Annotated in this window: 15 protein-coding genes and 8 pseudogenes; 10 read left to right on the top strand and 13 right to left on the bottom strand. The window is 59.7% G+C overall.

What is annotated here, in order from left to right; genetic code table 11:
• Positions 1–23 precede the first annotated feature (23 nt).
• The 5 genes and pseudogenes from JCM15831_RS16815 to JCM15831_RS05175 all read left to right on the top strand — a co-directional run bounded on the left by JCM15831_RS16815 (position 24) and on the right by JCM15831_RS05175 (position 6,155).
• A pseudogene (locus JCM15831_RS16815) lies at positions 24–790 on the top strand (DeoR/GlpR family DNA-binding transcription regulator).
• A gap of 115 nt (positions 791–905) precedes the next feature.
• A complete protein-coding gene (gene glpD / locus JCM15831_RS05190; protein WP_051528329.1) occupies positions 906–2,489 on the top strand; it encodes a glycerol-3-phosphate dehydrogenase in 1,584 nt (527 codons plus the stop codon).
• Positions 2,490–2,534: 45 nt separating this feature from the next.
• Positions 2,535–3,445: pseudogene (locus tag JCM15831_RS05185) on the top strand (MIP/aquaporin family protein).
• Positions 3,446–3,526: 81 nt separating this feature from the next.
• Positions 3,527–5,016 (top strand): annotated as a pseudogene (gene glpK / locus JCM15831_RS16810) (glycerol kinase GlpK).
• 131 nt (positions 5,017–5,147) lie between these two features.
• Positions 5,148–6,155, top strand: coding sequence for a zinc-dependent alcohol dehydrogenase family protein (locus JCM15831_RS05175; RefSeq protein ID WP_025823246.1), 1,008 nt, complete (start codon positions 5,148–5,150; stop codon positions 6,153–6,155).
• Positions 6,156–6,372: 217 nt separating this feature from the next.
• Here the strand turns inward: JCM15831_RS05175 and purU are convergent, their stop codons facing one another.
• From purU to JCM15831_RS16800, 4 genes are all read right to left on the bottom strand, one after another.
• Positions 6,373–7,257, bottom strand: coding sequence for a formyltetrahydrofolate deformylase (purU, locus tag JCM15831_RS05165; protein WP_025823244.1), 885 nt, complete (start codon positions 7,255–7,257; stop codon positions 6,373–6,375).
• Positions 7,258–7,370: 113 nt separating this feature from the next.
• The gene (locus JCM15831_RS16805) at positions 7,371–7,868 is read right to left on the bottom strand and encodes a GNAT family N-acetyltransferase (RefSeq protein WP_051528328.1); all 498 of its coding nucleotides are present in this window, start codon (positions 7,866–7,868) and stop codon (positions 7,371–7,373) included.
• Positions 7,869–7,881: 13 nt separating this feature from the next.
• A complete protein-coding gene (locus JCM15831_RS20030) occupies positions 7,882–8,241 on the bottom strand; it encodes a hypothetical protein (protein ID WP_156938750.1) in 360 nt (119 codons plus the stop codon).
• 7 nt (positions 8,242–8,248) lie between these two features.
• Positions 8,249–8,950 (bottom strand): hypothetical protein, encoded by a 702-nt coding sequence (locus JCM15831_RS16800; RefSeq protein ID WP_051528326.1) that lies wholly within the window; start codon positions 8,948–8,950, stop codon positions 8,249–8,251.
• A gap of 157 nt (positions 8,951–9,107) precedes the next feature.
• Here JCM15831_RS16800 and JCM15831_RS16795 point away from each other — a divergent pair.
• Positions 9,108–10,728, top strand: a pseudogene (locus JCM15831_RS16795) (ABC-F family ATP-binding cassette domain-containing protein).
• Here JCM15831_RS16795 and JCM15831_RS21845 read toward each other — a convergent pair.
• Positions 10,640–11,071, bottom strand: coding sequence for a hypothetical protein (locus JCM15831_RS21845; RefSeq protein WP_025823239.1), 432 nt, complete (start codon positions 11,069–11,071; stop codon positions 10,640–10,642). The pseudogene JCM15831_RS16795 and the gene JCM15831_RS21845 overlap by 89 nt on opposite strands.
• A gap of 63 nt (positions 11,072–11,134) precedes the next feature.
• Positions 11,135–11,812, bottom strand: coding sequence for a TetR/AcrR family transcriptional regulator (locus JCM15831_RS05140; protein WP_025823238.1), 678 nt, complete (start codon positions 11,810–11,812; stop codon positions 11,135–11,137).
• Positions 11,813–11,887: 75 nt separating this feature from the next.
• Here JCM15831_RS05140 and JCM15831_RS20025 point away from each other — a divergent pair, with 75 nt between their 5' ends.
• The 3 genes from JCM15831_RS20025 (at position 11,888) to JCM15831_RS20015 (ending at position 13,253) form a co-directional block, all read left to right on the top strand.
• The gene (locus JCM15831_RS20025; RefSeq protein ID WP_051528325.1) at positions 11,888–12,148 is read left to right on the top strand and encodes a hypothetical protein; all 261 of its coding nucleotides are present in this window, start codon (positions 11,888–11,890) and stop codon (positions 12,146–12,148) included.
• Positions 12,149–12,234: 86 nt separating this feature from the next.
• The gene (locus tag JCM15831_RS21840; protein ID WP_051528324.1) at positions 12,235–12,519 is read left to right on the top strand and encodes a hypothetical protein; all 285 of its coding nucleotides are present in this window, start codon (positions 12,235–12,237) and stop codon (positions 12,517–12,519) included.
• Complete coding sequence (locus JCM15831_RS20015; protein WP_198024248.1) at positions 12,456–13,253, top strand: cytochrome P450; 798 nt, start codon at positions 12,456–12,458, stop codon at positions 13,251–13,253. The genes JCM15831_RS21840 and JCM15831_RS20015 overlap by 64 nt, the downstream gene beginning before the upstream one ends.
• Before the next feature lie 80 nt (positions 13,254–13,333).
• Here the strand turns inward: JCM15831_RS20015 and JCM15831_RS16785 are convergent.
• The 3 genes and pseudogenes from JCM15831_RS16785 to JCM15831_RS16780 all read right to left on the bottom strand — a co-directional run bounded on the left by JCM15831_RS16785 (position 13,334) and on the right by JCM15831_RS16780 (position 18,062).
• Positions 13,334–14,693 (bottom strand): annotated as a pseudogene (locus tag JCM15831_RS16785) (ABC1 kinase family protein).
• 3 nt (positions 14,694–14,696) lie between these two features.
• Positions 14,697–16,508 carry a M3 family oligoendopeptidase gene (locus JCM15831_RS05125; protein ID WP_025823236.1) on the bottom strand — a complete coding sequence of 604 codons (1,812 nt, stop codon included), beginning with the start codon at positions 16,506–16,508 and terminating at the stop codon, positions 14,697–14,699.
• A gap of 106 nt (positions 16,509–16,614) precedes the next feature.
• Positions 16,615–18,062 (bottom strand): annotated as a pseudogene (locus JCM15831_RS16780) (AMP nucleosidase).
• Between the two features lie 93 nt (positions 18,063–18,155).
• On the opposite strand from JCM15831_RS16780, the gene JCM15831_RS05115 reads away from it, so the two are divergent.
• Entirely contained in the window at positions 18,156–18,518 is a 363-nt protein-coding gene (locus JCM15831_RS05115; protein ID WP_025823234.1) for a DUF6525 family protein, read from the top strand.
• A 77-nt stretch (positions 18,519–18,595) separates the two neighbouring features.
• On the opposite strand, the pseudogene gltB reads toward JCM15831_RS05115, so the two are convergent.
• The 4 genes and pseudogenes from gltB to JCM15831_RS22460 form a co-directional block, all read right to left on the bottom strand.
• Positions 18,596–23,115, bottom strand: a pseudogene (gene gltB, locus JCM15831_RS16775) (glutamate synthase large subunit).
• Between the two features lie 5 nt (positions 23,116–23,120).
• Positions 23,121–23,435, bottom strand: a complete 315-nt coding sequence (locus tag JCM15831_RS23275; RefSeq protein WP_269530345.1) for an FAD-dependent oxidoreductase — start codon at positions 23,433–23,435, stop codon at positions 23,121–23,123.
• On the bottom strand, positions 23,396–23,827 hold the full coding sequence (locus tag JCM15831_RS23270) for an FAD-dependent oxidoreductase (RefSeq protein WP_269530344.1): 432 nt from the start codon (positions 23,825–23,827) through the stop codon (positions 23,396–23,398). The genes JCM15831_RS23275 and JCM15831_RS23270 overlap by 40 nt, the downstream gene beginning before the upstream one ends.
• A gap of 14 nt (positions 23,828–23,841) precedes the next feature.
• Positions 23,842–24,537 (bottom strand): annotated as a pseudogene (locus tag JCM15831_RS22460) (NAD(P)-binding protein); the annotation flags it as partial.
• Between the last annotated feature and the right edge of the window lie 135 nt (positions 24,538–24,672).

Raw genomic sequence — 24,672 nt, 5'->3', positions numbered from 1 at the left:
CCCATGACAGACAGAGGTTCATGATGCACGACATTCTCAGCACACCACGCCACAGACAGATCGTTGCCCTCGTTCAGGCACATGGCTTCATGTCGAATGAAGACCTTGCCCAGCATCTGGGCGTGACCGTGCAGACAATCCGCCGAGACCTCAATACCCTGGCCGAGACCGGACATGTCTCGCGGTATCATGGCGGAGCAGCCCGACATCCTCGACCGAGAATATCGCTTATGGTGAACGCCAGACACTTCATTCCCGCGCCAAGGATGCGATTGGCGCCTGCGCGGCGGCTCTCATCCCGGATGGCAGTTCGCTATTCATCAATATCGGCACCACCACAGAAGCATTCGCTCGTGCCCTGACCGGACATCGCGATCTGCATGTCATCACTAATAATCTGCATGTTGCTGCCGCCCTCTCCCCCCGGCGCGATTTTCGCACCGTGCTGGCCGGAGGGCTGGTGCGCCCCCATGATGGCGGCATTGTCGGGGCAGGCGCGACCGAGTCACTCTCGGGTTTCCGTGCGGATTTCGGGGTGATCGGCATTAGCGGGATTGAAGAAGACGGCACGCTTCTGGATTTCGATCTGGATGAAATCCAGTGTGCCCGCGCCATTATCCGTCACGCGCGACGGGTCATTCTTCTCGCCGATCATACGAAATTCACGCGCAAGCCTGTAGGGCGCGTGGGTGATCTCTCGATGATCGACGACTTCGTCACAGATCGCGCCCCTTCCGAAGAATTTCAGACACATCTTGAGACGAACAATGTGACACTTCACGTTATTTGAGTTCTATACCGACGAAATATAACACAAATCCGTTATCTTCTGATGTTTTGTGTTCGTTTTTTTTCGTTTTGGTTCTAGTGAAATCTTCGTAGTGCTCTCCACGAAGGTTTCTGCCATGCCGAACGCCTCTTTCACCGACATCCCTGAGACCAGCGCCGATGCGACATACGACCTCCTGATCATAGGCGGGGGCGTCAACGGCGCCGGGATCGCGCGTGATGCGTCAGGTAGAGGTCTCCGGGTTTTGCTGGTTGAGCAGGACGATCTGGCGGGTCACACGTCATCGGCCAGCAGCAAGCTCATTCATGGCGGTTTGCGCTATCTCGAATATTACGAGTTTCGTCTGGTGCGCGAAGCACTGAACGAACGTGAGCGGCTGATGAAAATAGCGCCGCACATCATCTGGCCTCTGCGCTTCATCCTGCCCCATTCCAAAATGCTGCGTCCCGCGTGGCTGCTTCGTGCCGGGTTATTCATCTACGATAATCTGTGCCGTACGATGACCCTACCCAAAACACGCAGCCTCAGATTGCAGCGTGAAGCCGCAGGACGTGTGCTCCGACCCGATTATGTGCGTGGTTTCGAATATTCAGATGGCTGGGTGCAGGACAGCCGCCTCGTCGTTCTCAATGCGATGGACGCCGCCCAGCGCGGGGCCGAGATCTGCACCCGAACAAAACTGGTTTCCGCAGAACGCCATGCCGATCACTGGGTCGCGACACTCGAAGATCGTCAGACGGGTAAAACCCGCCAGATCATCACAAAGGCGCTCGTCAACGCTGCCGGTCCCTGGGTGGCAGATCTGCTCAGAGATGGCCTTTCGGTTGAGAGCCGTAACCATGTGCGCCTGATCAAGGGCAGCCACATCGTCGTCAAGAAGCTCTTCGACACGCCTCAGGCCTATATTCTGCAAAATCCAGACCGCCGCATCGTCTTCGCCCTGCCTTATGAAGACGATTACACTCTGATCGGCACTACTGACATTCCATGGGAGCAGGATCCCGGCTCTGTTTCGATCAGTGCGGAGGAGGTGACTTATCTCTGCGATAGCGTGAACCGCTATTTCAAACGAACTCTGACAAAAGACGATGTTGTCTGGAGCTATGCTGGCGTGCGCCCCCTCTTTGACGATCACTCAGGCAATGCCTCAGCGGTAACCCGTGATTACGTGCTCGACCTCGATCACAGCGCGGCCCCGGTCCTGTCGATTTTTGGCGGCAAGATCACCACCTATCGCAAGCTTGCTGAGCACGCGCTGGACAAGCTGGCTCCCCATGTCCCGGGTCTGACCACCACATCCTGGACGGCCAAAGCCCCCCTTCCCGGCGGTGATTTCCGCCGCAACGACTTCGATGCCCGAGTCAAATCTCTTCAGAAACGCGTCGCTGGCCTGTCGCGCCAGACGGCCACGCGGCTGGTCCGCAATTACGGAACACTGGTCGAAACGCTCATCCTGACCAAAGACGCTGTCCCGTCGGGCCCTCTCGGTGCAAGGCTCGGCGCAGATCTGTACGAGCGCGAAGTCGATTATCTCATCACGCATGAATGGGCACGCAGCGCAGAAGATATCCTGTGGCGTCGATCGAAACTCGGTCTTCGTTTCGATACCGAGGATCTGACCCGATTGCGGGATTATGTCGCCCAACGCCTCCGACGTAACGCAACAGACCCGGCCCCCGAGCGCGAACCGGTAGCCTGACCCACCCTCTCCTTTCCCCTCACGCTGGCTGACGGATACACTCTCATGTCAGATAAAAAACGCTATCTCGGCGAACTCATTGCCGAATTCATCGCGGTCATGATCATCATCATTTTCGGCGATAGCGTCGCCGGGATGATCGTGCTCTACGATCCCAGCCCCTATCAGAATGCCTATTGGGGCGTCGCCATCGTCTGGGGGCTTGGCGTCACCTTCGCCATCTATGCGACGGGCGCTGTCAGCGGCACGCATGCCAATCCTGCGGTTACGCTTGCTCTGGCGCTGTATCGCGGTTTCCCCTGGAAAAAGGTTCTGCCCTATTGCGTCGTGCAGGTGCTGGGCGGCATCTCCGGGGCGGCAATCGTCTATCTCAACTTCCATCCCGTGATCGACCACTATAATGCGGTGCATCATCTGACCCGCGCTGGTGACGGAGGGGCAGCCGGTGTCTTCTTTACCCATCCCGGTCTTGCCGTCACCGCAATGCATTCATTCGTGGTCGAGATTGTTCTGACCGCCGTTCTCGTCTTCGGAATTTTCGCAATTACCTGCCAGTATAATACGCAGGCTCCTCAGGCGAATTCCGGCGCGTTGATCATCGGCTTGCTGGTTGCCGCCATCGGTGCTTCCTCTGGCTATCTCGACGCCTGGGCTATTAATCCAGCCCGCGATTTCGGGCCTCGTAGTTTCGCCTATTTCGCAGGCTGGGGTGCTTCCGCCTTTCCTGCACCGGAGCATTACTGGTGGGTGCCGATCGCAGGGCCGCTTCTTGGTGGTGTGATCGCGCCGGGATCTACCAGTTTACGCTGCGCCCCTTCATGCCGAATTACGCCCCGAACACGGCTTCGACTGCGATCGTGCCCTCTGTGGAACGCCTCAAGGTTGAGACGCCAGCCGCCAGCGACCCTCTTTACGGCGCCACGATCTCGGCAGGCCACGCAGCGCCCACGCCCTAGCAGAACCCGCCGCCCTCACCCCCTCCTTTCATCTGTTTTCCCTGCCTGCTCATCCGCTGGATGTCAGAAGGAGCCCTTCTTATGACCAAAAAGACCCATATCCTCGCCATCGATCAGGGCACGACCTCGACACGGAGCATCGTTTTCGACGCGAGAGCCAAATCCCTCGCCCTGTCACGACGGGAGTTTACCCAGCATTACCCCAACCCAGGCTGGGTCGAGCATGATGTCGAGGATATCTGGGGTGACGCGCAGACAACGGCACGCGAAGCCATCGAACAATCGGGGGGCGTCGACAAGATTGCAGGGCTGGGTATCACCAGCCAGCGCGAAACCATCGTTCTCTGGGAGCGCGCCACCGGTAAGCCTGTGCATCGGGCCATCGTCTGGCAGGACCGACGCACCGCACAATTCTGCGCCGAACTCAAACGCGAAGGTGCAGAGGAGCTCGTCCGCGCCAGAACCGGACTTCTGCTCGACCCCTATTTCTCCGCAAGCAAGATTACATGGCTGCTCGACAATATCGCCGGGTTGCGTGACCGTGCCGAGGCTGGCGAGCTCGCAATGGGCACGATCGATTGCTTCCTGCTCTGGCGTCTGACGGGCGGGGAAGTTCATGCAACCGACGTGACCAATGCCAGTCGCACGGCTCTTTTCAACATCCATACCCAGGACTGGGATCCCGATCTCCTGGCGCTGTTCCGCGTTCCGGCGGCGCTACTACCCAGGCTTTGCGATAATAGCGGCGATCTTGGCATGACTGCGCCTGAGCATTTCGGCCGCTCCATTCCGATTGGTGGCATGGCGGGCGACCAGCATGCCGCGCTTGTGGGGCAGGCCTGCTTCGAGCCCGGCATGGCCAAGGCAACCTATGGCACAGGCTGCTTCATGTTACTGAACACGGGAGAAACGCCGGTCACCTCGCATCATCGGCTGCTCACGACCATCGGTTATCGCATCAATGGCAAAACAACCTATGCGCTTGAAGGCTCAATCTTCGTGGCGGGGGCTGCCATTAAATGGCTGCGCGACGGCTTGCATCTCATCACCCATGCCTCGCAGACCGACGATATGGCGACACGTGTCCCCGATAGCCATGGCGTTTATATGGTGCCGGGCTTTGTCGGCCTCGGAGCCCCGCATTGGGACCCGGAAGCACGGGGCTGATCTGTGGTCTCACACTTGGCTCGACCGAAGCCCATATCGCCCGGGCAGCGCTGGAATCTGTGGCGTATCAGACCTTCGATCTCGCGCATGCCATGCGAGAAGATGGCGCCATGCAGGCCCAGACCTTGCGCATCGATGGCGGGATGGCCGCCAATGACTGGTTCTCGCAGTTTCTGGCCAATATTCTGGACACGAAAGTGCAGCGCCCCTCGGATCTCGAGACGACAGCCCTTGGCGCTGCCTTCCTCGCAGGACTCGCCACAGGAGTCTGGAGCTCACTGGAAGAGATCGCCACGATCTGGAAGCAGGAGCGCCTTTTCGAGCCGAAAATCGAGGCGGGTCTGCGTCTCGACCTCCTCCGCGGCTGGCAGGACGCCGTGCGTCGCACACTGACCCCGCATTAAGGAACCTTTCGGCCCCCTGCCACGCTTGGTCTAGCTGAACATCCACTCCTTAAAATGCGGTCCTCGCCTTGAAAGGAGTGGCTCCTCTCTCTATTTCGATCAAAATCGAACTTTAGAAAAGGACGTCTCAGATGACACGTGCTCTCCTTGTTGCCCCACCCGGCGGCTTCGATCAGGTCTCCGTCACCCAGGTGGAAACACGCGCGCCCGGACCGGGCGAAATCCGTGTCCGGCTGCATGCTTCTTCCCTCAACTACCACGATTACGCGGTTGTCAGCGGCATGTGGGCCCCTTCAGAGCCGCGCATCCCGATGGCCGACGGCGCCGGTGAGGTTGCCGAGATCGGAGAAGGTGTCACCGAGTTCAAGGCCGGAGATCGCGTCGTCAGCACGTTCTTCCCAAGCTGGCTTTCCGGGCGTGCGGAAGTCATCGGTTTCGAGACCGTGCCTGGTGACGGTGTCGACGGCTATGCCCGTGAGGAAGTCACCGCAGCGGCAACCTCTTTCACCCATGCGCCCAAGGGCTGGAGCCATGCTGAGGCCGCCACGCTGACGACGGCTGGTCTGACGGCCTGGCGCTCCCTGTTTGTCGACGATCACATCACGCCCTCAAGCACCGTTCTGGTTCAGGGAACGGGCGGCGTGTCGATCTTCGCGCTCCAGTTTGCGAAAATGGCAGGGGCTACGGTCATCGCCACGTCGTCCAGCGACGAGAAACTGAAGCGTCTGCGCGAACTCGGGGCCGATCATCTCATCAATTATCGTAGCAACCCGGAATGGGGCCGCACTGCGTGGGACCTCACCGGTGGACGCGGTGTGGACCATATCATCGAGGTCGGTGGCGCGGCATCGCTCGCCCAATCGATGGAGGCGGTTCGCGTTGGCGGACATATCGCCACTATCGGTATCCTGAGTGGCGTCTCAGCCAAGCTGGAACTCGTGCCGATGCTGCTCAAGCAGTTCCGACTGCAAGGGGTGCTGGTCGGTAGTCGGGAACACCAGACCGAGATGGTCCGTGCGTTGGAAGCCCACAAGATCCGCCCGGTTCTCGACCGCTCCTTCCCGCTTGAAGAGCTTGTCAAAGCTTTCCAGCATCAGGAGAGCAACAAGCATTTTGGCAAGATCTGCCTCGAATTCTAAGCGTCTGACGGCTGACTTGAAACGCGGTCCCAGACATTTGCGTCGGGGCACGCGTCTCATGGACCGTTTTCTAAAAGACCAGCGCCTGTCTTTCATGAGAAATTCAGGCGCTGCTCTGATCTTCGACGACAACAAATAACGATCCGCCCAACGCAATGCGCTCGGTACTTCCTTTCACCTGCTGCGCCACAGTTTTCTTGGCACGGATCGCCTTCGGTCACCCTCGCAGGGAAGAGGCAAACGAGCCGGGGCTGGCGGGGAACACAATCGTTTTCCTCCCGCTTAAAAACACGCGTCGATGAGCGTGAGCATGGATGGCGCGTGCCAGAACCTGACTTTCAACATCGCGCCCCAACGCGACGTAGTCATCCGGCGACTGGTTATGGGAAACGCGGATGATGTCCTGCTCGATGATCGGCCCTTCATCCAGTTCAGCGGTCACGTAATGGGCGGTGGCGCCGATGAGTTTGACGCCCCTCGCATGCGCCTGATGATAGGGATGAGCCCCCTTGAAGCTTGGAAGGAAGGAGTGATGAATATTGATCACTCGTCCTGAAAGCTGCTGGCATAAAGTGTCGGAAAGCACCTGCATGTAGCGCGCAAGAACAACCAGCTCCGCACCGGTCTCTTTGATAATGGCCAGATGCCGCGCTTCTGCCTCTGCCTTTGTCTCTTTAGTCACCGGTACGTGATGATATGGAATGTCGTGGCTGACCACGAGCTTCTCGAAATCCTGGTGGTTCGAGATTACCGCAACGATATTGATCGGCAGCGCGCCAATACGGACGCGGTACAGCAGATCGTTCAGGCAATGCCCGAAACGGGACACCATAATGACGACGTTGAGCTTCTTTGCCTCGTCGTAAAACGTCGCATCCATGCCGTATTGAGCCGCCAAAGGCGCGAAATCATGGCGCAGTTCGTCCAGAGAGGCACCAGTTTCCGCGACGAAGCTGGTCCGCATGAAGAACCGGTTGGTCTCGCCATCGTCGAACTGCGCGCTATCGCTGATATTGCAGCCCTTCTCAGCGAGAAAGCCGGAAATAACGGCGACGATCCCGCGCCGCGCCTCACAAGTGACCGTGACGCAGTAACGGTTCATTCCTGTTTCTCTCAAACTCATCGCAAATCATACCGGTTGAAATTACGCTTCTACAGGTCTCGGAAGATCAAGCTTGCCGCATCACGAGAAAGCCCCCTGTAGCGCGCCTCTTTCTAAAGCACGAAACAGCAATCTGACAGTCTGCACGCACCGACCAACGGGACACGCTTTTTCCGCGCCAAAAGTCTGCTCTCAAAGCGCGAGGGCCATTCGCTGATGCTCAATCGGTCCTTTGAAAAATACGGCGCCCATCGGCTCATGCCGAATTTTTCATAAAAACCGAGCGCAGAACTGCGTGCGTCGAGTTCCAGACGTTCAGCCCCAAGCAATCGACACGTTTCGATCGCCTCGCGCATGAGCTGGGCACCGATGCCCCGCCCCTGACACTCCGCCGCCACCGCGAATTTGCGCAGCTGGATCAAGTCGGGCCCGATCGGACAAAGTGAGAGACAGCCAACCAGCTTTTCTCCCCTGAAGGCGCCGAGATGGGTCGCTTCGGGGTCCTGAGGGACCCGACATTCATCCTCGGTCAGGCCCGGCCAGAGAATCTCACGACGCAGCGGGAGGCAGTCTTCGGTTGTGATCCGGGCGATTTGGATCTGAGCTGTCATGACTTCCTTCCCCTCAACTGGCGCTCGACGACAGGGCGGCTGCCCCCATCTCGGCATGGCCCATGCCTTCACTGCCACAGCTCATGCAAAAGCGATTGAAAGCGAGGTTGCGCGTCTGACAGACCCCGCAATGCTGATAGAGCGTGAGCCCGCAATGAACGCAGAAATTCGTCTCCAGCCCCTCTGCCGTCACAAGCGGACGGTCGCAATCCGGGCAGCTCTTGCGGTCGATCTTCGCATAAGCCTGCTCACGGTCGATCCTCTGGCGTCGCGCCGTCTCTGACTCTGCCTCGGCGAGCTTACGACGCGCCAGATAAGCCTGCATGTTCCTGATCAGCACGACGCAGACCAGAACGGTCAGAAGTGCCCCCACGCCATATCTAATATACCCGCCATAGCTGCAGATAGGGCACGAGCTCGACAAAAAAAGCATAGAGCGAGGCGAGCACGAAGCCGCGATAAAGCGGCCAGTATGCGCTCTGCCTCTGACGCAGGACCAGCCATGTCGAGACAAGGAGAAGCGGCAGGGTAAAGGCAAGACGCAGCAGAAACACATGGAGCTGAGCCTTGAAAACAAGGCGCTCATAGACTGGCTTGTAAGCCTCATCTGCAGCCTGACGAGCCTCTTCTAGGGCGTCGCGGGCATGATCGTTATCGAGCTGACGCCGGTCCAGATCCTCTATCTGGCGTTCGGCATCATGGGCGACGCCCTGTAACTGTTCGAGTGTCTGGGTGCGCGCCAGCAGCTCGGTATCATGACGCGGATCGGTGGTCGCCCGACGTGCTTCGACCCAGGCCTGAAAACTGTCTTTGGCATTGGAGGACGCACTCCGGGCTGCTTCAAGCCGGATCTTGGCAAGTTCGCGGTCTGCATCGAGAGCACCCCGCTCTTCTCGCACCTTCTCGGCACGCTTTTGCAAGTCAGCGGGGTAGACCGGAGCGAAGACAACACGATCGGCACTGCGCGGCAGATCGTCGATCACAAGCCCCCCGAGCCCGACGAGGAAGACCGCAAACAGCGCCGACACCCCCCACATGGCGAGCGCATAAAGGCGCTCTGGCAGGCGATTCCCTTTTTTCATTCTTTTTTCCCGGCAAACACGGTGACGCGGTCGCGTCCAGCGGGGTTATGGAAGCGCGATCCAACCGTAACGTCAAATGACAGCGGTGAGGATCACAATTGCCTAACCGGGAACGAGCCCGTATCTACGCCTCCATCCCCGATGTACCAGAGGTTCCATGATCCGTCTTGATTCGATCAGCAAGCAGAACGGCCAACGCGTTATCTTTATCGAGACGAGCGCCGCCCTCCAGAAAGGCGAAAAGATCGGTCTGGTTGGCCCTAATGGCGCAGGAAAGACGACGTTGTTCCGCCTGATCACGAAGCAGGAAACCCCTGATGAGGGGCAGGTCTTTCAGGATCGTGGCATCACCATCGGGTTTTTCAGTCAGGATGTCGGCGAGATGTCGGGCCGCTCGGTCGTCGCGGAAGTCATGGATGGCGCTGGCGAAATCTCGGTGATTGCCACCGAGCTTGCTCAGCTTGAGGCCGATCTCTGCGACCCCGACAAGATGGACCAGATGGAGGCCATTCTCGAGCGCTTCGGCGATGTTCAGGCCCGGTTCGAGGAGCTTGGAGGCTACGGGCTCGATAGCAAGGCGCGCGAAGTGCTGCATGGTCTGGGCTTCTCGCAGGAGATGATGTCGGGCGATGTCGCGCTGCTGTCGGGCGGCTGGAAAATGCGCGTGGCGCTTGCGCGCATTCTGCTCATGCAACCCGACGTCATGCTGCTCGATGAGCCGAGCAACCATCTTGATCTCGAGAGCCTGATCTGGCTCGAGCAGTTCCTCAAAAATTATGACGGCGCGCTGCTCATGACCTCGCATGATCGCGCCTTCATGAATCGCGTCGTCAACAAGATTCTGGAGATCGATGGCGGCACGCTGACCAGCTTCTCAGGCGATTATGAATCTACGAACAGCAACGCGCGCTGAACGAAAAACAGCAGCAGGCGCAGTTCGACCGCCAGCAGGCCATGCTGGCCAAGGAGATTGCGTTCATCGAGCGCTTCAAGGCGCGTGCCTCTCATGCGGCTCAGGTTCAGAGCCGGGTGAAGAAGCTCGACAAGATCGACCGCGTCGAACCGCCGCGCCGCCGCCAGACCCTCTCTTTCGAATTCGCGCCTGCGCCACGCTCAGGTGACTCCGTGGCGCTCCTCAAGCAAGTGAGCAAAAGCTATGGCTCACGCACGATTTATAAAGAGCTCGATCTCCAGATCCGCCGTCAGGAACGCTGCTGTATTCTCGGTGTGAACGGTGCTGGTAAATCGACCTCCTCAAGCTGATCGCGGGGATGAGCGAGCCGGATACGGGTACGGTCACCATCGGCGCGAGCGTGAAAATGGGCTATTTTGCCCAGCACGCCATGGATCTGCTCGACGGCAGTCGGACGATTTTCGAAACGCTCGAGCACGAATTCCCGCTCGCACCGCAAGGCTCCCTGCGCGCTCTTGCAGGCGGGTTCGGCTTTTCTGGCGATGACGTCGATAAATATGTGAGCGTGCTTTCAGGTGGTGAAAAGGCTCGGCTCGTCATGGCCGTGATGCTCTATAATCCGCCGAATTTTCTCGTACTCGACGAACCGACCAACCATCTGGATATCGACACCAAGGAAATGCTGATCCGCGCTCTCGGTAATTATGAAGGCACGATGCTTTTCGTCTCCCATGACCGGCATTTTCTCGGCGCGCTATCGAACCGCGTTCTGGAAGTCACCCCCGAAGGGCTGCATCGCTACGAGGGCGGATATCACGAATATGTCGCCGCAACCGGGCAGGAAGCCCCCGGCCTGCACGTCTGACACGCAGCAGGGCGATTTCAGGGCTTTCCGCTTTCTTGCGGAGCTCGCCTCGCCCCTCATCACCCCATCGCCAGCGCCACCCCCCTTCGGTGCGCGATCTACAGATCCAGCCGAATGCGATGATCGCAAGCAGATCCACAACACACAGGGCTGAAATGACGAGCCCGGGTTGGCTCACAGGCAGGAAGACAAGTGCGTAAAAAGGTAGGCTCACGACAGCCATAAGCGAGAACAACGCAATCCAGCCCTGCCACGCAATCGGCATACCCGCACCATAGCCGTAGCGTTTGGCTGCAAACCAGGCTTGGCGGCTCTGGCTCTTCGGGACCGATCTCGCGCTCATCCTCTCTCCTCCATATCGAGCATCATGTTCTCCGGCCTATCAGACCTCATTATCAGGCTCGTCTCATCTGACGACGTGATAGGAGAATGCGTCAGGCCGTATTTTCATGACCAAACGCGTGAGCCAGGTCCGATAGGGCGCAACCAGAGAGAGAATTTGCTGAAAGCCCCATGCGAGATGGCTTTCATCAGGATCGCTCTCCCCTGTCTGATGGATAATATAGCCCAGCCAATGCGTAGACACGATGAAGATATTGGCGACCAGCGCCGGGATCTCTTCATCGCTGATCGACAGTGCTTTCATACGCTTCATGCGTTGCAAGAGCAGGGTCACGCGCTCGACGAGCTCGGCGTTGAGGGTGACCGCCTGCGACTGCAAGGCCGGGGCAAGGCGGAACAAGGCATTTCCATCGCGTAAAAGCGCGCGATAACGCCAGCTCAGACCGCACCAATCGCGCAGCAACGCGACGCCTTGGGCCACACTCCCCACCAGCTCGACCCGTCTTGTGGGGGCCTCCTCCGGTGGCAGCGCTGAGAAGAGCGCACGTGCCTCCTCGACAAACCGGGTAAACAACGCCTCGATCAACTGCGCTTTCGTCTTGAAGTAGTAATAGAGATTACCTTCATTGATCCCGCAGCGTTCCGCCAGTTCACGCGTGGTCAGACGGTCGAACCCGACCTCATTGGCGAAGCCGCGCGCCTCCTCAAGAATTCGTGATCTCGTTGAGTCGGTTCGGGCCATGTTTGCGCTCGCCTTTTAAGGTGTTCACCTTATATGGTCTAAGGTGTAAGCCTTAGATATCGGAGATTACCCGAGATGTCAGCCCTGCTCAGCCGGATTGCCACCCTCCCCGCCCAGTTTCAGGCCGTGCACGCCACGTTGCGCAACCCGGTCGATGCCCTTCCCGAAGCCGTGTTCCACGACCGCCTGGTTGAGCGGCATCTGGCGCGGCAGCACATCGTCTATGTCTGTGCCCCCGATCTCATCCGTGAGGCGCTGGTCACGCAAAGCAGTAAACTCGACAAGGGCGAAGGCTCCGGCGCGCCATCGGCCCCGGTCTGGGTGAGGGTCTGCTGACGGCTGAGGGCGCGCATTGGCGCTGGCAGCGACAGGCCCTGGCTCCGGTCTTCCGTGCCAGCGGTATCGGCGCCTTTCTTCCTGCCATGACACGCGCGACGGCTCACTGCGTCGCATCTCTCGCCGCTGAAGGAGGCATTGTCGCTATCGACGACGTCATGATGCGACTGACGGGGCGCATCATCATCGAGACCATGCTCTCGGCACCCGATGCCGTCGATGCTGACGCCATGGCACGCGGCTGGGTGTCTTTTTGCATCAGACCCGATGGAGCCTTCTGGGCGATCTGCTTGGAACGCCCGAATGGTTGCCCCATCCCGGAAAAGCGCGCGGTCGTGCCGCAGCGCAAGCCCTGCGTGCCGAAGCCCTGACCCAGATCGGAATGCGCCGGAAACTGCTCGACTCACATCCGGCTGACGCACCGGACGATCTCCTTGCTCGGCTTTTATCGGCGCGGGATCCCGAGACCGGACGGCAGATGCATGATTCGGAGATCGTCGATAATCTTCTGACCTTTCTGACGGCCGGACACGAGACGACGGCTCTTGCACTCGCCTGGACCTTCGATCGGCTGGGTCGTCACCCGGAAATCCTGCGTGCTGTCCAGCAGGAGATCGACAGCACTCTGACCGATGATGCCCCTGGTATGGAACAGCTCGACAAACTCGAGCTGACCCGAAATGTGCTCAGAGAATCCATGCGTCTGACGCCTCCAGCACCGATCATTATTCGCGAAGTCAAGGAGGCCTTCACACTCGATTCGGTGACGCTGGAAAAAGGAACGCGCCTCGTCGTGCCGATCTACGCTCTGCACCGGCACCGTGCGCTATGGGACGCCCCGGAGGTCTTCGACCCGGCACGTTTCCTTCCTCAGGAAGGCAAAGACCGTCCGCAGGACGATCGCTACGCCTATATGCCTTTCGGGGCGGGACCGCGGGTGTGCATCGGTGCCCGCTTTGCCGAAACCGAGGCGCTCCTTGTGCTGGCCATGACGCTCAAAGAACTCACCCTGACGCCTGAGCTGCGCGTGACACCGCCGGGCAAGATGGAAATCACGCTCCGACCGGCAAAGCCGTTGCTCATGTCGGTGAAGACCAGACAATAATCGAGTCACTACGACCGTGTCGTGACCCCAAAAATCCGCGCCCTCCGAGACTGGGGCGCGGAGCCTCCACCTAATCGAAATCAGGCGAGCGGAGGCGGAACACGTGCGGCGGCCAGAGCTGTTTCCTGACGCTCGGCGAGAGCAACCTCATCGAAATCGGCAATCAGTTCCTGAAACAGGCGGTGCCAGTTGAGCTTGGCCTTGAGACGAAGGAACACACTGCCGAGACCGATCGCCGAGCGATCCACCAGAACGAATTCGCGTGACGGACGCACACCGCCCGTACGCTTGAGACCTTCATAGACCTTCTCGGCAATGTCGCGCCCGAAATTCGGATCATCATTATCCTGAATGAAGCGTTCGCGATCATCCATGAGCGGTCCGTAGATGAATTTAGCCCACTCATTAAGGACGGCAGCCGTTTCGCGCGAAATGCCGTGGAAGCCCCACGCCTCGTAGGCCGCATGTGCCATCTCTTCATCGTCGTTCTTCAGCGCATTGAAGAGGTCGATAATGCTTGATAAAATGCGGCGGGAAAATACGGATCGCCCCGAAATCGAGCAGGTTGATGCCCCAATCCGGTCGAACCGTAACATTGCCCATATGCGGATCACCATGGATGATACCGTAACGATAGACAGGCGTGTACCAGGATTTGAAGAGCGCGGTTGCAATGGCGTTGCGCTCTTCCTGGCTCGGATTGGTATCCAGAATTTTCTGAATGCCCCGCCCGGCGACCCATTCCATGGTCAGCAGGCGGCGGGTCGAGAGCGCTTCAACCGGCATGGGTACGGTGACTTCGGGAATATGCTGGAGCATGTCCCGATAAAGCCGCGTATGTGACGCTTCGCGCTCGTAATCCAGCTCTTCGCGCAGCCGTTCCTCAAGCTCGCGCACCACCTCGTCCTGCTTGATGGCGGGCAGGAATTGCTGGACCAGCCCGACAACAACGCGAAACTGGCGCAGATCGGACTCAACAGCAGCATTCATATCGGGATATTGCAGCTTGCAGGCGACATCCTGCCCGTCTGCCGTCACCGCACGATGCACCTGCCCCAGACTGGCCGCCGCAACGGCTTGGTGAGAGAAAGAGCGGAACTGACGCTCCCAATTCGCCCCCAGCTCGGTCGTCATGCGGCGTCGCACGAAACTCCATGCCATGGGTGGCGCATTGGCCTGCAGCTCGGCAAGCTGAGTGGCATATTCCTCGGGCAAGGCGCCGGGGATGGTCGACAGGATCTGCGCGCCCTTCATGAGTGGGCCTTTCAAGCCCCCCAGAGCCGCACGCAGATCATTGGCATGGATCGCCTGATTGGATTTGATGCCGAGCTTGTTGCCAATCACACGGGTTGCAATGCCGCCGACGGTGCTGGAAGCCCGCGCCATGCGTCTGATTTCGCCAAAAAGGCCGGTCTGGTCCAGATCTTTAGGGGTGCTCATCGCTTAAACGCTTTTATCCTGTTTTTCCTGAGCTTCGAGCTCGTCGATGAAACCTGAAATCACGTCCAGCCCCTTGCGCCAGAAGCCCGGGTCGGTGGCATCAAGTCCGAAAGGTGCCAGAAGCTCGGCATGGCGTTTGGTCCCACCTGCTTCCAGCATCGCTAGATAACGATCCTGAAACGCGGCTGTTCCGCCCTGCCCGTTCGCTTCGCTCTGATAGACGCCATAAAGCGCATTCACCAGACAGTCACCGAACGCATAGGCGTAAACGTAAAACGGTGCGTGCACAAAATGCGGCACGTAGGACCAGTAGATATCGTAATCCGGGCTGAACTCGAATGCCGGGCCAAGGCTGCGGAGCTGAACCTCACGCCAAATTTCGCCCAGACGTTCAGGAGACAGTTCGCCATTCCGACGCTCATCATGAACCTTGGTCTCGAACTGATAGAACGCGATCTGACGCACGACCGTGTTCAGCATGTCCTCGACCTTGCCGGCCAGCATACGCCGGCGCCGTGCTGGATTTTCTTCCGCATCGAGTAATGCCTGAAAGGTCAGCATCTCACCGAAGACCGACGCGGTTTCAGCCAGGGTCAGCGGCGTCGATGATTGCAGATAGCCCTGACGCGCGGCCAGAAGCTGATGCGCGCCATGACCCAGCTCATGGGCCAGCGTCATGACGTCGCGGCTACGCCCATGATAATTGAGCAGCACGTAAGGATGCGTATCGGGCGTGACCGGATGCGCGAAGGCGCCGGACGACTTGCCGGGAACAGGCGGCACATCGATCCAGTCATTATCCATGAAACGACCGACCAGCTCACCCAGACGCGGATCGAAACGCGTATAGGCATCGCGCACGATCGTCTTTGCATCGTCCCACGGGATCAGGCGATCTTCGTCACCGGGGAGCGGCGCATTGCGGTCCCAATGCTGAAGCTTGTCCAGCCCCAGCCAACCGGCTTTGAGACTGTAATAGCGATGCGCCAGACGCGCGTAATCCGCATCGACTGCAGAAACCAGCGCCTCGACGACTTCGTCTTCGACCATATTCGCGCGGTTGCGGCTGGAGGTCGGACGCGGGAAGTCGCGCAGCCCATCTTCGATCGCCTTGTCCTTGGCCAGCGTGTTTGTGATGAGCACGAGCAGGCGCTGATTGGCCCCTAGCACGCGGCTCACCTCCCCGGCGGCAATGCGGCGCTTCTCGCGGTCGGGGCTGGAAAGCTGGTTGAGAGCATCGCCGAGAGGACGGGTCTCACCCTCTAGTTCGACCGTGAGCGAGGCCATCGTCTCGTCGAAGAGGCGGTTCCAGGAGGCCCGTCCGGTGACGGATTTCTCGACCAGAACCTGCTCGACCTCATCCGTCAGCTGGTACGGGCGCCAGACGCGCAGATCGCGCAGGAAGGGCGTCCAGCGCGCCAGCTCAGGCGTGCTCAGACGCTGGGCAAGATCGTCTTCCTCCAGACGGTTGAACTCGAGCGTGAAAAACAACAGATGGGACGAAATCGCAGTCAGGCGTTCGGTCATGCCCTGCGAAAAGCGCCCCGTCTCAGGATCACTTGTCTGCGCAGCAAAGCTGAGCTGTGCGAAGGCGCCAAGACGACCCATGCGCTGATCGATACGCTCGTACTCGGCAATGGCTTCTGCCAGATCCGGTCCGCTGGCGGCTCCGAGTGCGCCTTTCCACCTCTTGCCGAAATTCCGTGCCTCTTCCTCGCACGCTGCAAGATCACGCGAAATCGCCGGGTCGGTGAGCCCTGCATAGAGATCCGAGAGATCCCAGCGCGGCAGCGTGGCGTTATCGGCATGGGCCATAAACTTCAGTCCTTATCGTTCTTCAAAAGCAATCCCGCATCTTAAATGGGGATTCTCGTCCTGACGGCCAGAGGACTCACGCCCTTCTGGTCCGTGTAAACATCATTCAGCGGAAGGGGGGCTCATCGAAACCGCGCAATTTGCGCGAATGCAGACTATCGACCCCGCGTTCGCGCAGCAGTCGCATGGTCTCGATCCCGACCATCAGATGCTGGCTGACGCGTTCGCGATAAAAGGCGTTCGCCATGCCACGCAGCTTGAGCTCACCATGAAGTGGCTTATCGGAGACACAGAGCAACGTGCCGTAGGGCACGCGGAAGCGAAACCCGTTTGCGGCAATTGTCGCCGATTCCATGTCCACAGCAATCGATCGGCTCATATTTATCTGGGTAAAAAGGGCGCGCAACCGCAACTCCCAGTTGCGGTTATCGGTGGTCATGACCGTACCAGTCCGCAGGCGCGTCTTGATGTCGCGGTCTTCCAGACCCGTGACGCGCTGCATGGCCTGCTGCAACGCAACCTGCACCTCGGCAATCGGTGGCACAGGCACCCATGTCGCAGATCATCGTCCAGAACGTGGTCATCACGCACATAGCCATGGGCGAGGACATAATCGCCCAGCAATTGCGTCCGACGCAGCCCGGCGCAATGGCCGACCATCAACCAGCAATGGGGACGCAGTACGGCCAGATGATCCGTGATCGTCTTCGCATTGGACGGGCCGACGCCAATATTGATCAGCGTGATTCCGTCACCGTCTTTCCGGCACAGATGATAGGCAGGCATCTGCGGCAAGGAGGTCGCGGGTTGCCCCTCCTGCCCGGCCCTTGAATAGACCGCGTCGCCGGGCTCGACAAAACTGTCATACTCGCCCCCCGCATCGATCTGCGCGCGGGCATAATCACGGAACCCATCGACATAACGCTGGTAATTGGTCAGCAGAATGAACCGCTGGAAATGGCGCGGTGACGTGCCCGCATAATGATGCAAGCGGGCCAGAGAATAATCCGTGCGTTCTGCCGTGAATAACGCGAGAGCCCGAGGTGCTTCCGGGTCGGGGATGATGTCGCAATTGGCAATCGTGTCGTCCGTCGCGTGCAGGTCCGGCAGCGCATAATTATCCTGCAACCGCCTGAGATCGGCCTCGGTCAGCCCCGTGACGGACTCCTCCATGACATAGGGAAGCGGCATGGGGCGTTTCGAGAGACCCACATAGACAGGCTGACGATAGCACTCGATCAGATTCTCGATCTGGGCGCGCCAATAGCTGCGAAACAAAATCGGGCGCGTCAGCGTGGTGCCATAAAATCCGGGTTCAAGCAGAACACCGAAACGCGGCTTGACGTCATGGGGAATACCGCCGCGCTGCAGCGGAAAGGCGAGGTAAGGATAGAATGACTCGGCAGGCCTGCGCTCGGAAAACGCCTCCCTCAGACGCGTCACGCCTTCATCGTAGAGAGCTTCGATGCGAGCGAGTGCGGCCTCGACATCGTGGAACGGCAAGAACGCCGACCCGACCTGATCGAAAACCTTGTCCTGCTCTGCTGCGCTCATGCTGCACCTTTCGCGGTCTGCTATTTGGCACAGGCTAACCTGTTGTGGTCATGAGAGATAGACAGCAGAAAAGTGATGTTATAACATAACAATATGACTACTTCCCGACTCTCCCTGAGCCCCGTCGCTGTCGATAATGATGGCACCTGTCGCAAGGATCTCTGGCGTCGTCATGAGGGCGATCCCTGGGCCGCATTCGACGCGCTCCCCAAAGCGATCCGTCACCGTCTGGCCGAGCACGTTTATGACGCCTGGTCGGTCAATGCGCTGATGCTCTGGCGTCACTACAAGAGAGTGCACGGTGCCACCCCGCGCGCCGAACGCGCCATGATCCGCTATCTGGATTATTGCGAGAGGCTGGAGCAGGAAGCCTTCATCGAGCGCCATCATCCCCTGCCACATCGGGAAGCCGGAGCCACGCCCCTGCGCTATGGCGCGATGGCCGCCCCGGAATAGCCTCACTCCAACTAAAAAGGGCCCGGTATCGTGAGATACCGAGCCCTTTTTCGCACTTACCGTCTTCACCCGACCACTCAGGCAGAGAGCGCCTGCTGGCTGCCGGGCAGCTCATACCCGATGATACGGGCATAATCGCGTGGAACGACTTGCCAGAAATGCGGCAGGACGCGGTCCCAGCGGTGCAGCAGCTCTGACGCGTAAGCGCTGCCGGTTTCATCCGCGTGGCGCTGGACAAGACCACGAAGGGTCTCTTCCCACACACTGCCTGCCTCGACCCGAGCCCAGAGCAGCGTCTCGGGGTTCACCCGCGCCTCGAAGCCCTGGTTCTTGTCGAGCACGAAGGCCATGCCTCCCGTAAACCCGGCCCCGAAATTATCGCCGATCTGACCGAGGATCACGACCGTTCCACCGGTCATGTATTCGCACCCGTTCGAGCCACAACCTTCGACCACAGCCGTCGCGCCTGAGTTGCGAACAGCGAAGCGCTCACCCGCCTGACCGGCAGCGAAGAGCGTTCCCGCCGTCGCGCCATAAAGCACGGTATTGCCGATAATCGCGTTCTCCTCAGACCGCCACGGCGCTGTCGGAGACGGACGAACGACAATGGTGCCGCCTGAAAGCCCTTTGCCGACATAGTCATTGGCATCACCCACCACGTCGAGCTTAAGCCCCTGCACGGCGAAGGCGCCCAGTGACTGGCCAGCGGACCCGCGCAGACGCAGGGTCAGATGCCCTTCCGGCAGGGTCTTCATCCCGAATTTGCGTGTAATCAGCGACGACACGCGTGTCCCGATGGCGCGATGGGTGTTCTGCACGGTGTAGTGCAGATGCAGCTTCTCACGATGATCGAAAAGTGGCGTGGCATCCGCAATGACCTGCGCGTCGAGCGTCTCCGGCACCTCGTTGCGTCCCTTGCGGGTGCAATAACGCGCATCGGGACCCGGATCGGCCTGAACCAGCAGCGAGTTGAGATCCAGATCGTCCAGATAATCGGCGCCGCGCGATACCTGACGCAAAAGATCCGTGCGTCCGATGATCTCTTCCATGCTGCGGAAGCCGAGTTCAGCCAGAATGTTACGCACGTCTTCTGCGATAAAGGAGAAGAGGTTGATGACCTTTTCCGGCGTTCCCTCGAATTTCGCACGCAGGGCGTCGTCCTGAACGCAGACACCGACCGGGCATGTGTTGGAGTGACACTGGCGCACCATGATGCAGCCCATGGCCACGAGAGCCGCCGTCCCGATGCCGAATTCCTCGGCACCTAGCATGGCGGCCATCACGACGTCACGGCCGGTCTTGAGACCGCCATCCGTACGCAGGGTCACCCGATGGCGCAGACGGTTGAGCGTCAGCACCTGATTGGCCTCGGTCAGCCCCATCTCCCAGGGCAGACCTGCGTATTTGATCGAGGATTGCGGGCTGGCACCCGTACCGCCGCAATGACCGGAGATCATGATCGCGTCGGCCTTGGCCTTGGCCACACCCGCAGCGATAGTGCCAATGCCCGTGCGGGCCACCAGCTTTACCGTCACGGTTGCCTCAGCGTTGATCTGCTTCAGATCGTAGATGAGCTGAGCCAGATCCTCGATCGAATAGATGTCATGATGCGGCGGAGGCGAGATCAGCGTGACGCCCGGCGTCGCATGGCGCAGCTTGCCGATCAGCTCTGTGACCTTGAAGCCCGGAAGCTGCCCGCCCTCGCCCGGCTTGGCGCCCTGCGCGACCTTGATCTCGATCTCGCTGCAATTATTGAGATATTCTGCCGTCACGCCAAAACGACCCGACGCCACCTGCTTGATCTTCGAGCTGGCATTGTCGCCATTCGCACGCGGGGTAAAGCGCGAGGCGTCTTCACCACCCTCACCGGAATCAGACTTCGCGCCGATACGGTTCATGGCGATGGCGAGTGTCTCATGCGCCTCAGGGCTGAGCGCACCCAGTGAAATACCCGGCGCCACGAGGCGGCGGCGAATGGTCGTGATGCTCTCGACATCCTCGACCGAAATCGGTTCACGCACGCGGCGGAAATCGAGCAGATCACGCAGCGCCGTCGGGGGCTGACGGCGCACGGCATCGGCGTAACGCTTGAACAGCGAGAAGCTGTCGGTCGAAACAGCGGTCTGGAGCATGTGGATCAGCTGACCGCTGAACGCATGCACCTCGCCCTTGCGGCGCAGCTTGTAGAGACCACCGATCTGCAGCGCGTCCACGCCACCGGCATAGGCCGCTTCATGAGCCTTCAGCGCATTGCGGGCCAGACCGGGCAGACCGATGCCCGAGATACGGGACGGCATACCGGGGAAGAACTCGGCAACCAGTGCACGCGACAGGCCGATCGCCTCGAAATTATAGCCACCACGATAGGCAGAAACGATCGAGATGCCCGATTTCGACATGATCTTGAGCAGACCCTTGTCGAGGGCCTTGCGATACCGCTCCACGGCCTCACGGAGGGAAATGTCACCGAACAGACCGCGTTGCAGACGATCGGCAATGCATTCCTGCGCCAGATACGGGTTAACGGTCGTCGCGCCGACGCCAACGGTCACCGCCATGCCATGTACGTCCATGACATCGGACGAACGCACATTGAGCGAGGTGAAAGTACGCAGAGACTGGCGCACGAGATGGATATGCACCGCCGCTGTCGCGAGAATCATCGGGATCGCGACGCGCTCCTCGTCCTGCCCCTCATCGGACAGGAAGAGATGGGTGCATCCGCCCCGCACATAATCTTCTGCCTCACGGCGGATGCGCGCGATCGCATCGCGCAGTCCGGCCTCGCCATCGGCTGCCCGGAACGTGCAATCGACTGTCGCCCCGTCCTTGCCGCAGAAATTGCGAAGCGCCTCGAACTCACCTGTCGTGAGAACCGGGCTCGGCAGTTGCAGCAGATCGCATTGCTCGGGGGACTGGTCGAGAATATTGCCCAGATTACCCAGACGCGTGACCAAACTCATCACGCTCATCTCGCGCAGGGAGTCGATCGGCGGGTTCGTGACCTGACTGAAACCCTGACGGAAATAATGGGCCAGACCGCGATAGGTGCTCGACAGAACCTGAAGCGGCGCATCGTCTCCCATCGAGCCGATTGCCTCGGCCGAGGTCTCGACCATGGGATGAAGAATGGTCTCCATTTCCTCATGGGTCAGGCTCATGGCCAGCTGACGATGACGAAGCTGATCGGCTGTAAACAGCACAGGTTCCGCAACGTCACCGCGCACGACCGAGCTGATATTGCGGATATTCTTCGTCCAGGAGGTGAAATCCTGACGTTCGGCCAGTAGGTCGAGCAATTCCTGCGGCGCGTAGAGCTTGGCTTCCTGCAGATCGAGGCCAAGTGTCTCCCCTGGCCCGAGGCGCCCCTTCATGCGTGTATTGGCGTCCTGCACGCGCACCATACCGGCTTCCGAGCCAACAATCAGCAGATCGTCCTGGGTGATGGTGTAGCGCAGCGGGCGCAGACCCGCACGATCGAGACCGGCTACAACCCAGCGACCATCGGTGGCGCAGATGGCGGCAGGGCCATCCCAGGGCTCCATGACCGCATTGCAATAAGAGAAAAGCGCACGATGCTTGTCGGTCATGGCCGCGCTGCCACCGGGGCTTGCAGGCACCATCAACGTCTTGGCCATCGGGGCGTCACGCCCTGCATGGGTCAGCAGCTCGAAGACGTTATCGAACATGGCCGTGTCCGAGCCGGCCGCCTGAACGACCGGCTTCAGATCATGCATGTAGGGGTCGAGTTCGGCATCCGCGAGACGGGTCTCGTGGCTGCGCATCCAGTTGACGTTGCCTGAGAGCGTATTGATTTCGCCGTTATGCGCCAGACGACGGAAGGGCTGCGCCAGCTTCCAGGTCGGGAAGGTATTGGTCGAATAGCGCTGATGATAGATGGCGAACCGGGAGACAAAACGCTCATCGAGAAGATCGGGATAGAAATCCGTCAGATTCTCGGCGAGGAACATGCCCTTATAGATGAGTGACCGGCAGGACAGCGAGCAGACGTAAAGATCGACCTGCGCGGCAGCAGCGGCCTTTTCGATACGACGACGGATCACATAGAGATCGCGCTCGAAATCGGCCTCGGAACGATTGAGGCGGTTGCGCACCATGATCTGTTCGATTTCGGGGCGGGTGGCATTGGCCTTCTCGCCTATACAGGCCGTATCGATCGGGACCTGACGCCAGCCATAGATGCCATAACCGAAATCGAGAATTTCGCTCTCGATGATTGCGCGCCCTGCTTCCTGCGCAGCCAGATCGGTCTTGGGCAGAAAGATCATCCGACCGCGATGCGACCCTCGATGTGATCGTCACCCGCGCTGTGGATGGCCTCGGCAAAGAAATCCTGAGGGATCTCAATATGGATACCGGCGCCATCGCCGGTCTTGCCGTCAGCATCGACCGCGCCGCGATGCCACAAGGCACGAAGGGCGGCGATTCCGGCGAGGACCACGTCACGACGGCGCTTGCCATCGAGGGCGGCGACAAGGCCGACACCGCAGGCGTCGCGCTCCATGGTCGGATCGTAAAGGCCTTCGAGGGCACGAACATTGTCCTGATAGGACTGGATAAAGCTCTTCTCGGTCATGGCCCTTACTCCGCCGCCACCAGTCGTGCGGCCTGTTCTGCTGTCTCGTTTTCTTTTGCGGAGAGGAATTGATGCATTTCCGCAGCGGCTTCACGCCCGTCCCGGATGGCCCAGACCACCAGTGAGGCTCCACGCACGATATCACCACCTGCAAACACGCCCGGCACACTCGTCTCGAAGCGACCCGGTGTGACTTTCAGGGTGCCCCATTTGGTGACGGCCAGCTCTGGCGCCTTCCAGTCTCCGGGCAGGTCTTCCGGGTCGAAGCCCAGCGCCTTGATCACGAGATCGGCCTGGATGACGAAGCTGCTATCGGGCATCGCTTCGACCGATTGACGGCCAGACGCATCAGGCAGCTCAGGCGCATCTTGTGAGCGCGCACGCCCGAGATAGTGCCATCGCCCAGAAAGGCCTCGGAGGCGGCAAGCCAGGCGAACTCGACGCCTTCTTCCTCGGCGTTTTTCACTTCCTGAACCGAGCCGGGCATGTTGGCGCGATCGCGGCGATACAGGCAGGTCACCTTCTCGGCCCCCTGACGGATCGAGGTCCGCACGCAATCCATGGCGGTATCGCCGCCACCGATCACGACGACATGCTTGCCTCTGGCATGAAGCACGGCATCGTCGCCCGGTGTTTCATCGTAACCACGGCGGTTGGAAGCGGTAAGAAAGTCGAGCGCCTGAACCACACCACCCAGACCGCTGCCCGGCACGGAAACCTCACGCGAGCGATAGACGCCCGTGCCCAGAAACACCGCGTCGTGCTTCTCACGCAGCTTTCGAACGAGGTTTCGCCCGCGCCCCCGCCGATGGGCGTGGAGAGGTGAAAAACGATCCCCTGTGACTTGAGAAGGTCGTGGCGACGCGCAATGACATGCTTCTCGAGCTTGAAGCTCGGAATGCCATAGACCATCAACCCACCGATGCGGTCATGACGGTCATAGACATGGACCTGATAGCCAAGAGCGCGCAGCCACTCGGCAGCTGCCAGACCCGCAGGACCGGCCCCGACGATACCGACGCTCTGCGACCGTTCCTTCAAAGGCTGACGCGGCTTGACCCATCCTTCTTCGAAGGCGGTTTCGGTAATGAATTTCTCGACCGCCCCGATCGTGACGCTCTCGAAATCCTTCTGGATGACGCAATTGCCTTCGCACAGGCGATCCTGCGGGCAGATCCGGCCGCAGATTTCGGGAAAGGTATTGGTCGCCGCGGACAGTCGGTACGCCTCTTCCAGCCGGTTTTCAGCAGTGAGCTTCAACCAGTCCGGGATGTTGTTGCCCAGCGGGCAATGGACGGAGCAGAACGGCACACCGCATTGCGAACAGCGACTCGCCTGCTGCTCGGCGTGATCGACCGCAAAAGCGCGGTAGATCTCTCCGAAATCCTCGCGTCGTTCCGCGGCCGCGCGCTTTTCAGGCATCTCCTGCGGCACTGAGACAAACTGCAGCATACGTTCGGCCACGTCACATTCTCCCGATGGGCGAGCAGGCACGATACGTGCCCCTCAAAGACATGGCGCAGAGGTAAGACATCAAGAAACACCGGATAAGTCATC

The organism is Asaia astilbis JCM 15831 (genome assembly GCF_000613845.1).
GTDB classification, from domain to species: Bacteria; Pseudomonadota; Alphaproteobacteria; order Acetobacterales; family Acetobacteraceae; genus Asaia; species Asaia astilbis.
Note: the sequence above shows the minus strand (reverse complement) of the source record. Positions and strands in the feature narration are given on the sequence as shown.

What these genes read in the sequence shown, in the direction of transcription:
- JCM15831_RS16800 (WP_051528326.1), bottom strand. Translation starts at nt 8,950, where the DNA reads ATGAAAAAAGGGAATCGCCTGCCAGAGCGCCTTTATGCGCTCGCCATG.
- JCM15831_RS05175 (WP_025823246.1), top strand. Translation starts at nt 5,148, where the DNA reads ATGACACGTGCTCTCCTTGTTGCCCCACCCGGCGGCTTCGATCAGGTC.
- purU (WP_025823244.1), bottom strand. Translation starts at nt 7,257, where the DNA reads ATGAACCGTTACTGCGTCACGGTCACTTGTGAGGCGCGGCGCGGGATC.
- JCM15831_RS05140 (WP_025823238.1), bottom strand. Translation starts at nt 11,812, where the DNA reads ATGGCCCGAACCGACTCAACGAGATCACGAATTCTTGAGGAGGCGCGC.
- JCM15831_RS05115 (WP_025823234.1), top strand. Translation starts at nt 18,156, where the DNA reads ATGACTACTTCCCGACTCTCCCTGAGCCCCGTCGCTGTCGATAATGAT.
- JCM15831_RS23275 (WP_269530345.1), bottom strand. Translation starts at nt 23,435, where the DNA reads ATGCCCGATAGCAGCTTCGTCATCCAGGCCGATCTCGTGATCAAGGCG.
- glpD (WP_051528329.1), top strand. Translation starts at nt 906, where the DNA reads ATGCCGAACGCCTCTTTCACCGACATCCCTGAGACCAGCGCCGATGCG.
- JCM15831_RS16805 (WP_051528328.1), bottom strand. Translation starts at nt 7,868, where the DNA reads ATGACAGCTCAGATCCAAATCGCCCGGATCACAACCGAAGACTGCCTC.
- JCM15831_RS21845 (WP_025823239.1), bottom strand. Translation starts at nt 11,071, where the DNA reads ATGAGCGCGAGATCGGTCCCGAAGAGCCAGAGCCGCCAAGCCTGGTTT.
- JCM15831_RS20025 (WP_051528325.1), top strand. Translation starts at nt 11,888, where the DNA reads ATGTCAGCCCTGCTCAGCCGGATTGCCACCCTCCCCGCCCAGTTTCAG.
- JCM15831_RS05125 (WP_025823236.1), bottom strand. Translation starts at nt 16,508, where the DNA reads ATGGCCCATGCCGATAACGCCACGCTGCCGCGCTGGGATCTCTCGGAT.
- JCM15831_RS21840 (WP_051528324.1), top strand. Translation starts at nt 12,235, where the DNA reads ATGACACGCGCGACGGCTCACTGCGTCGCATCTCTCGCCGCTGAAGGA.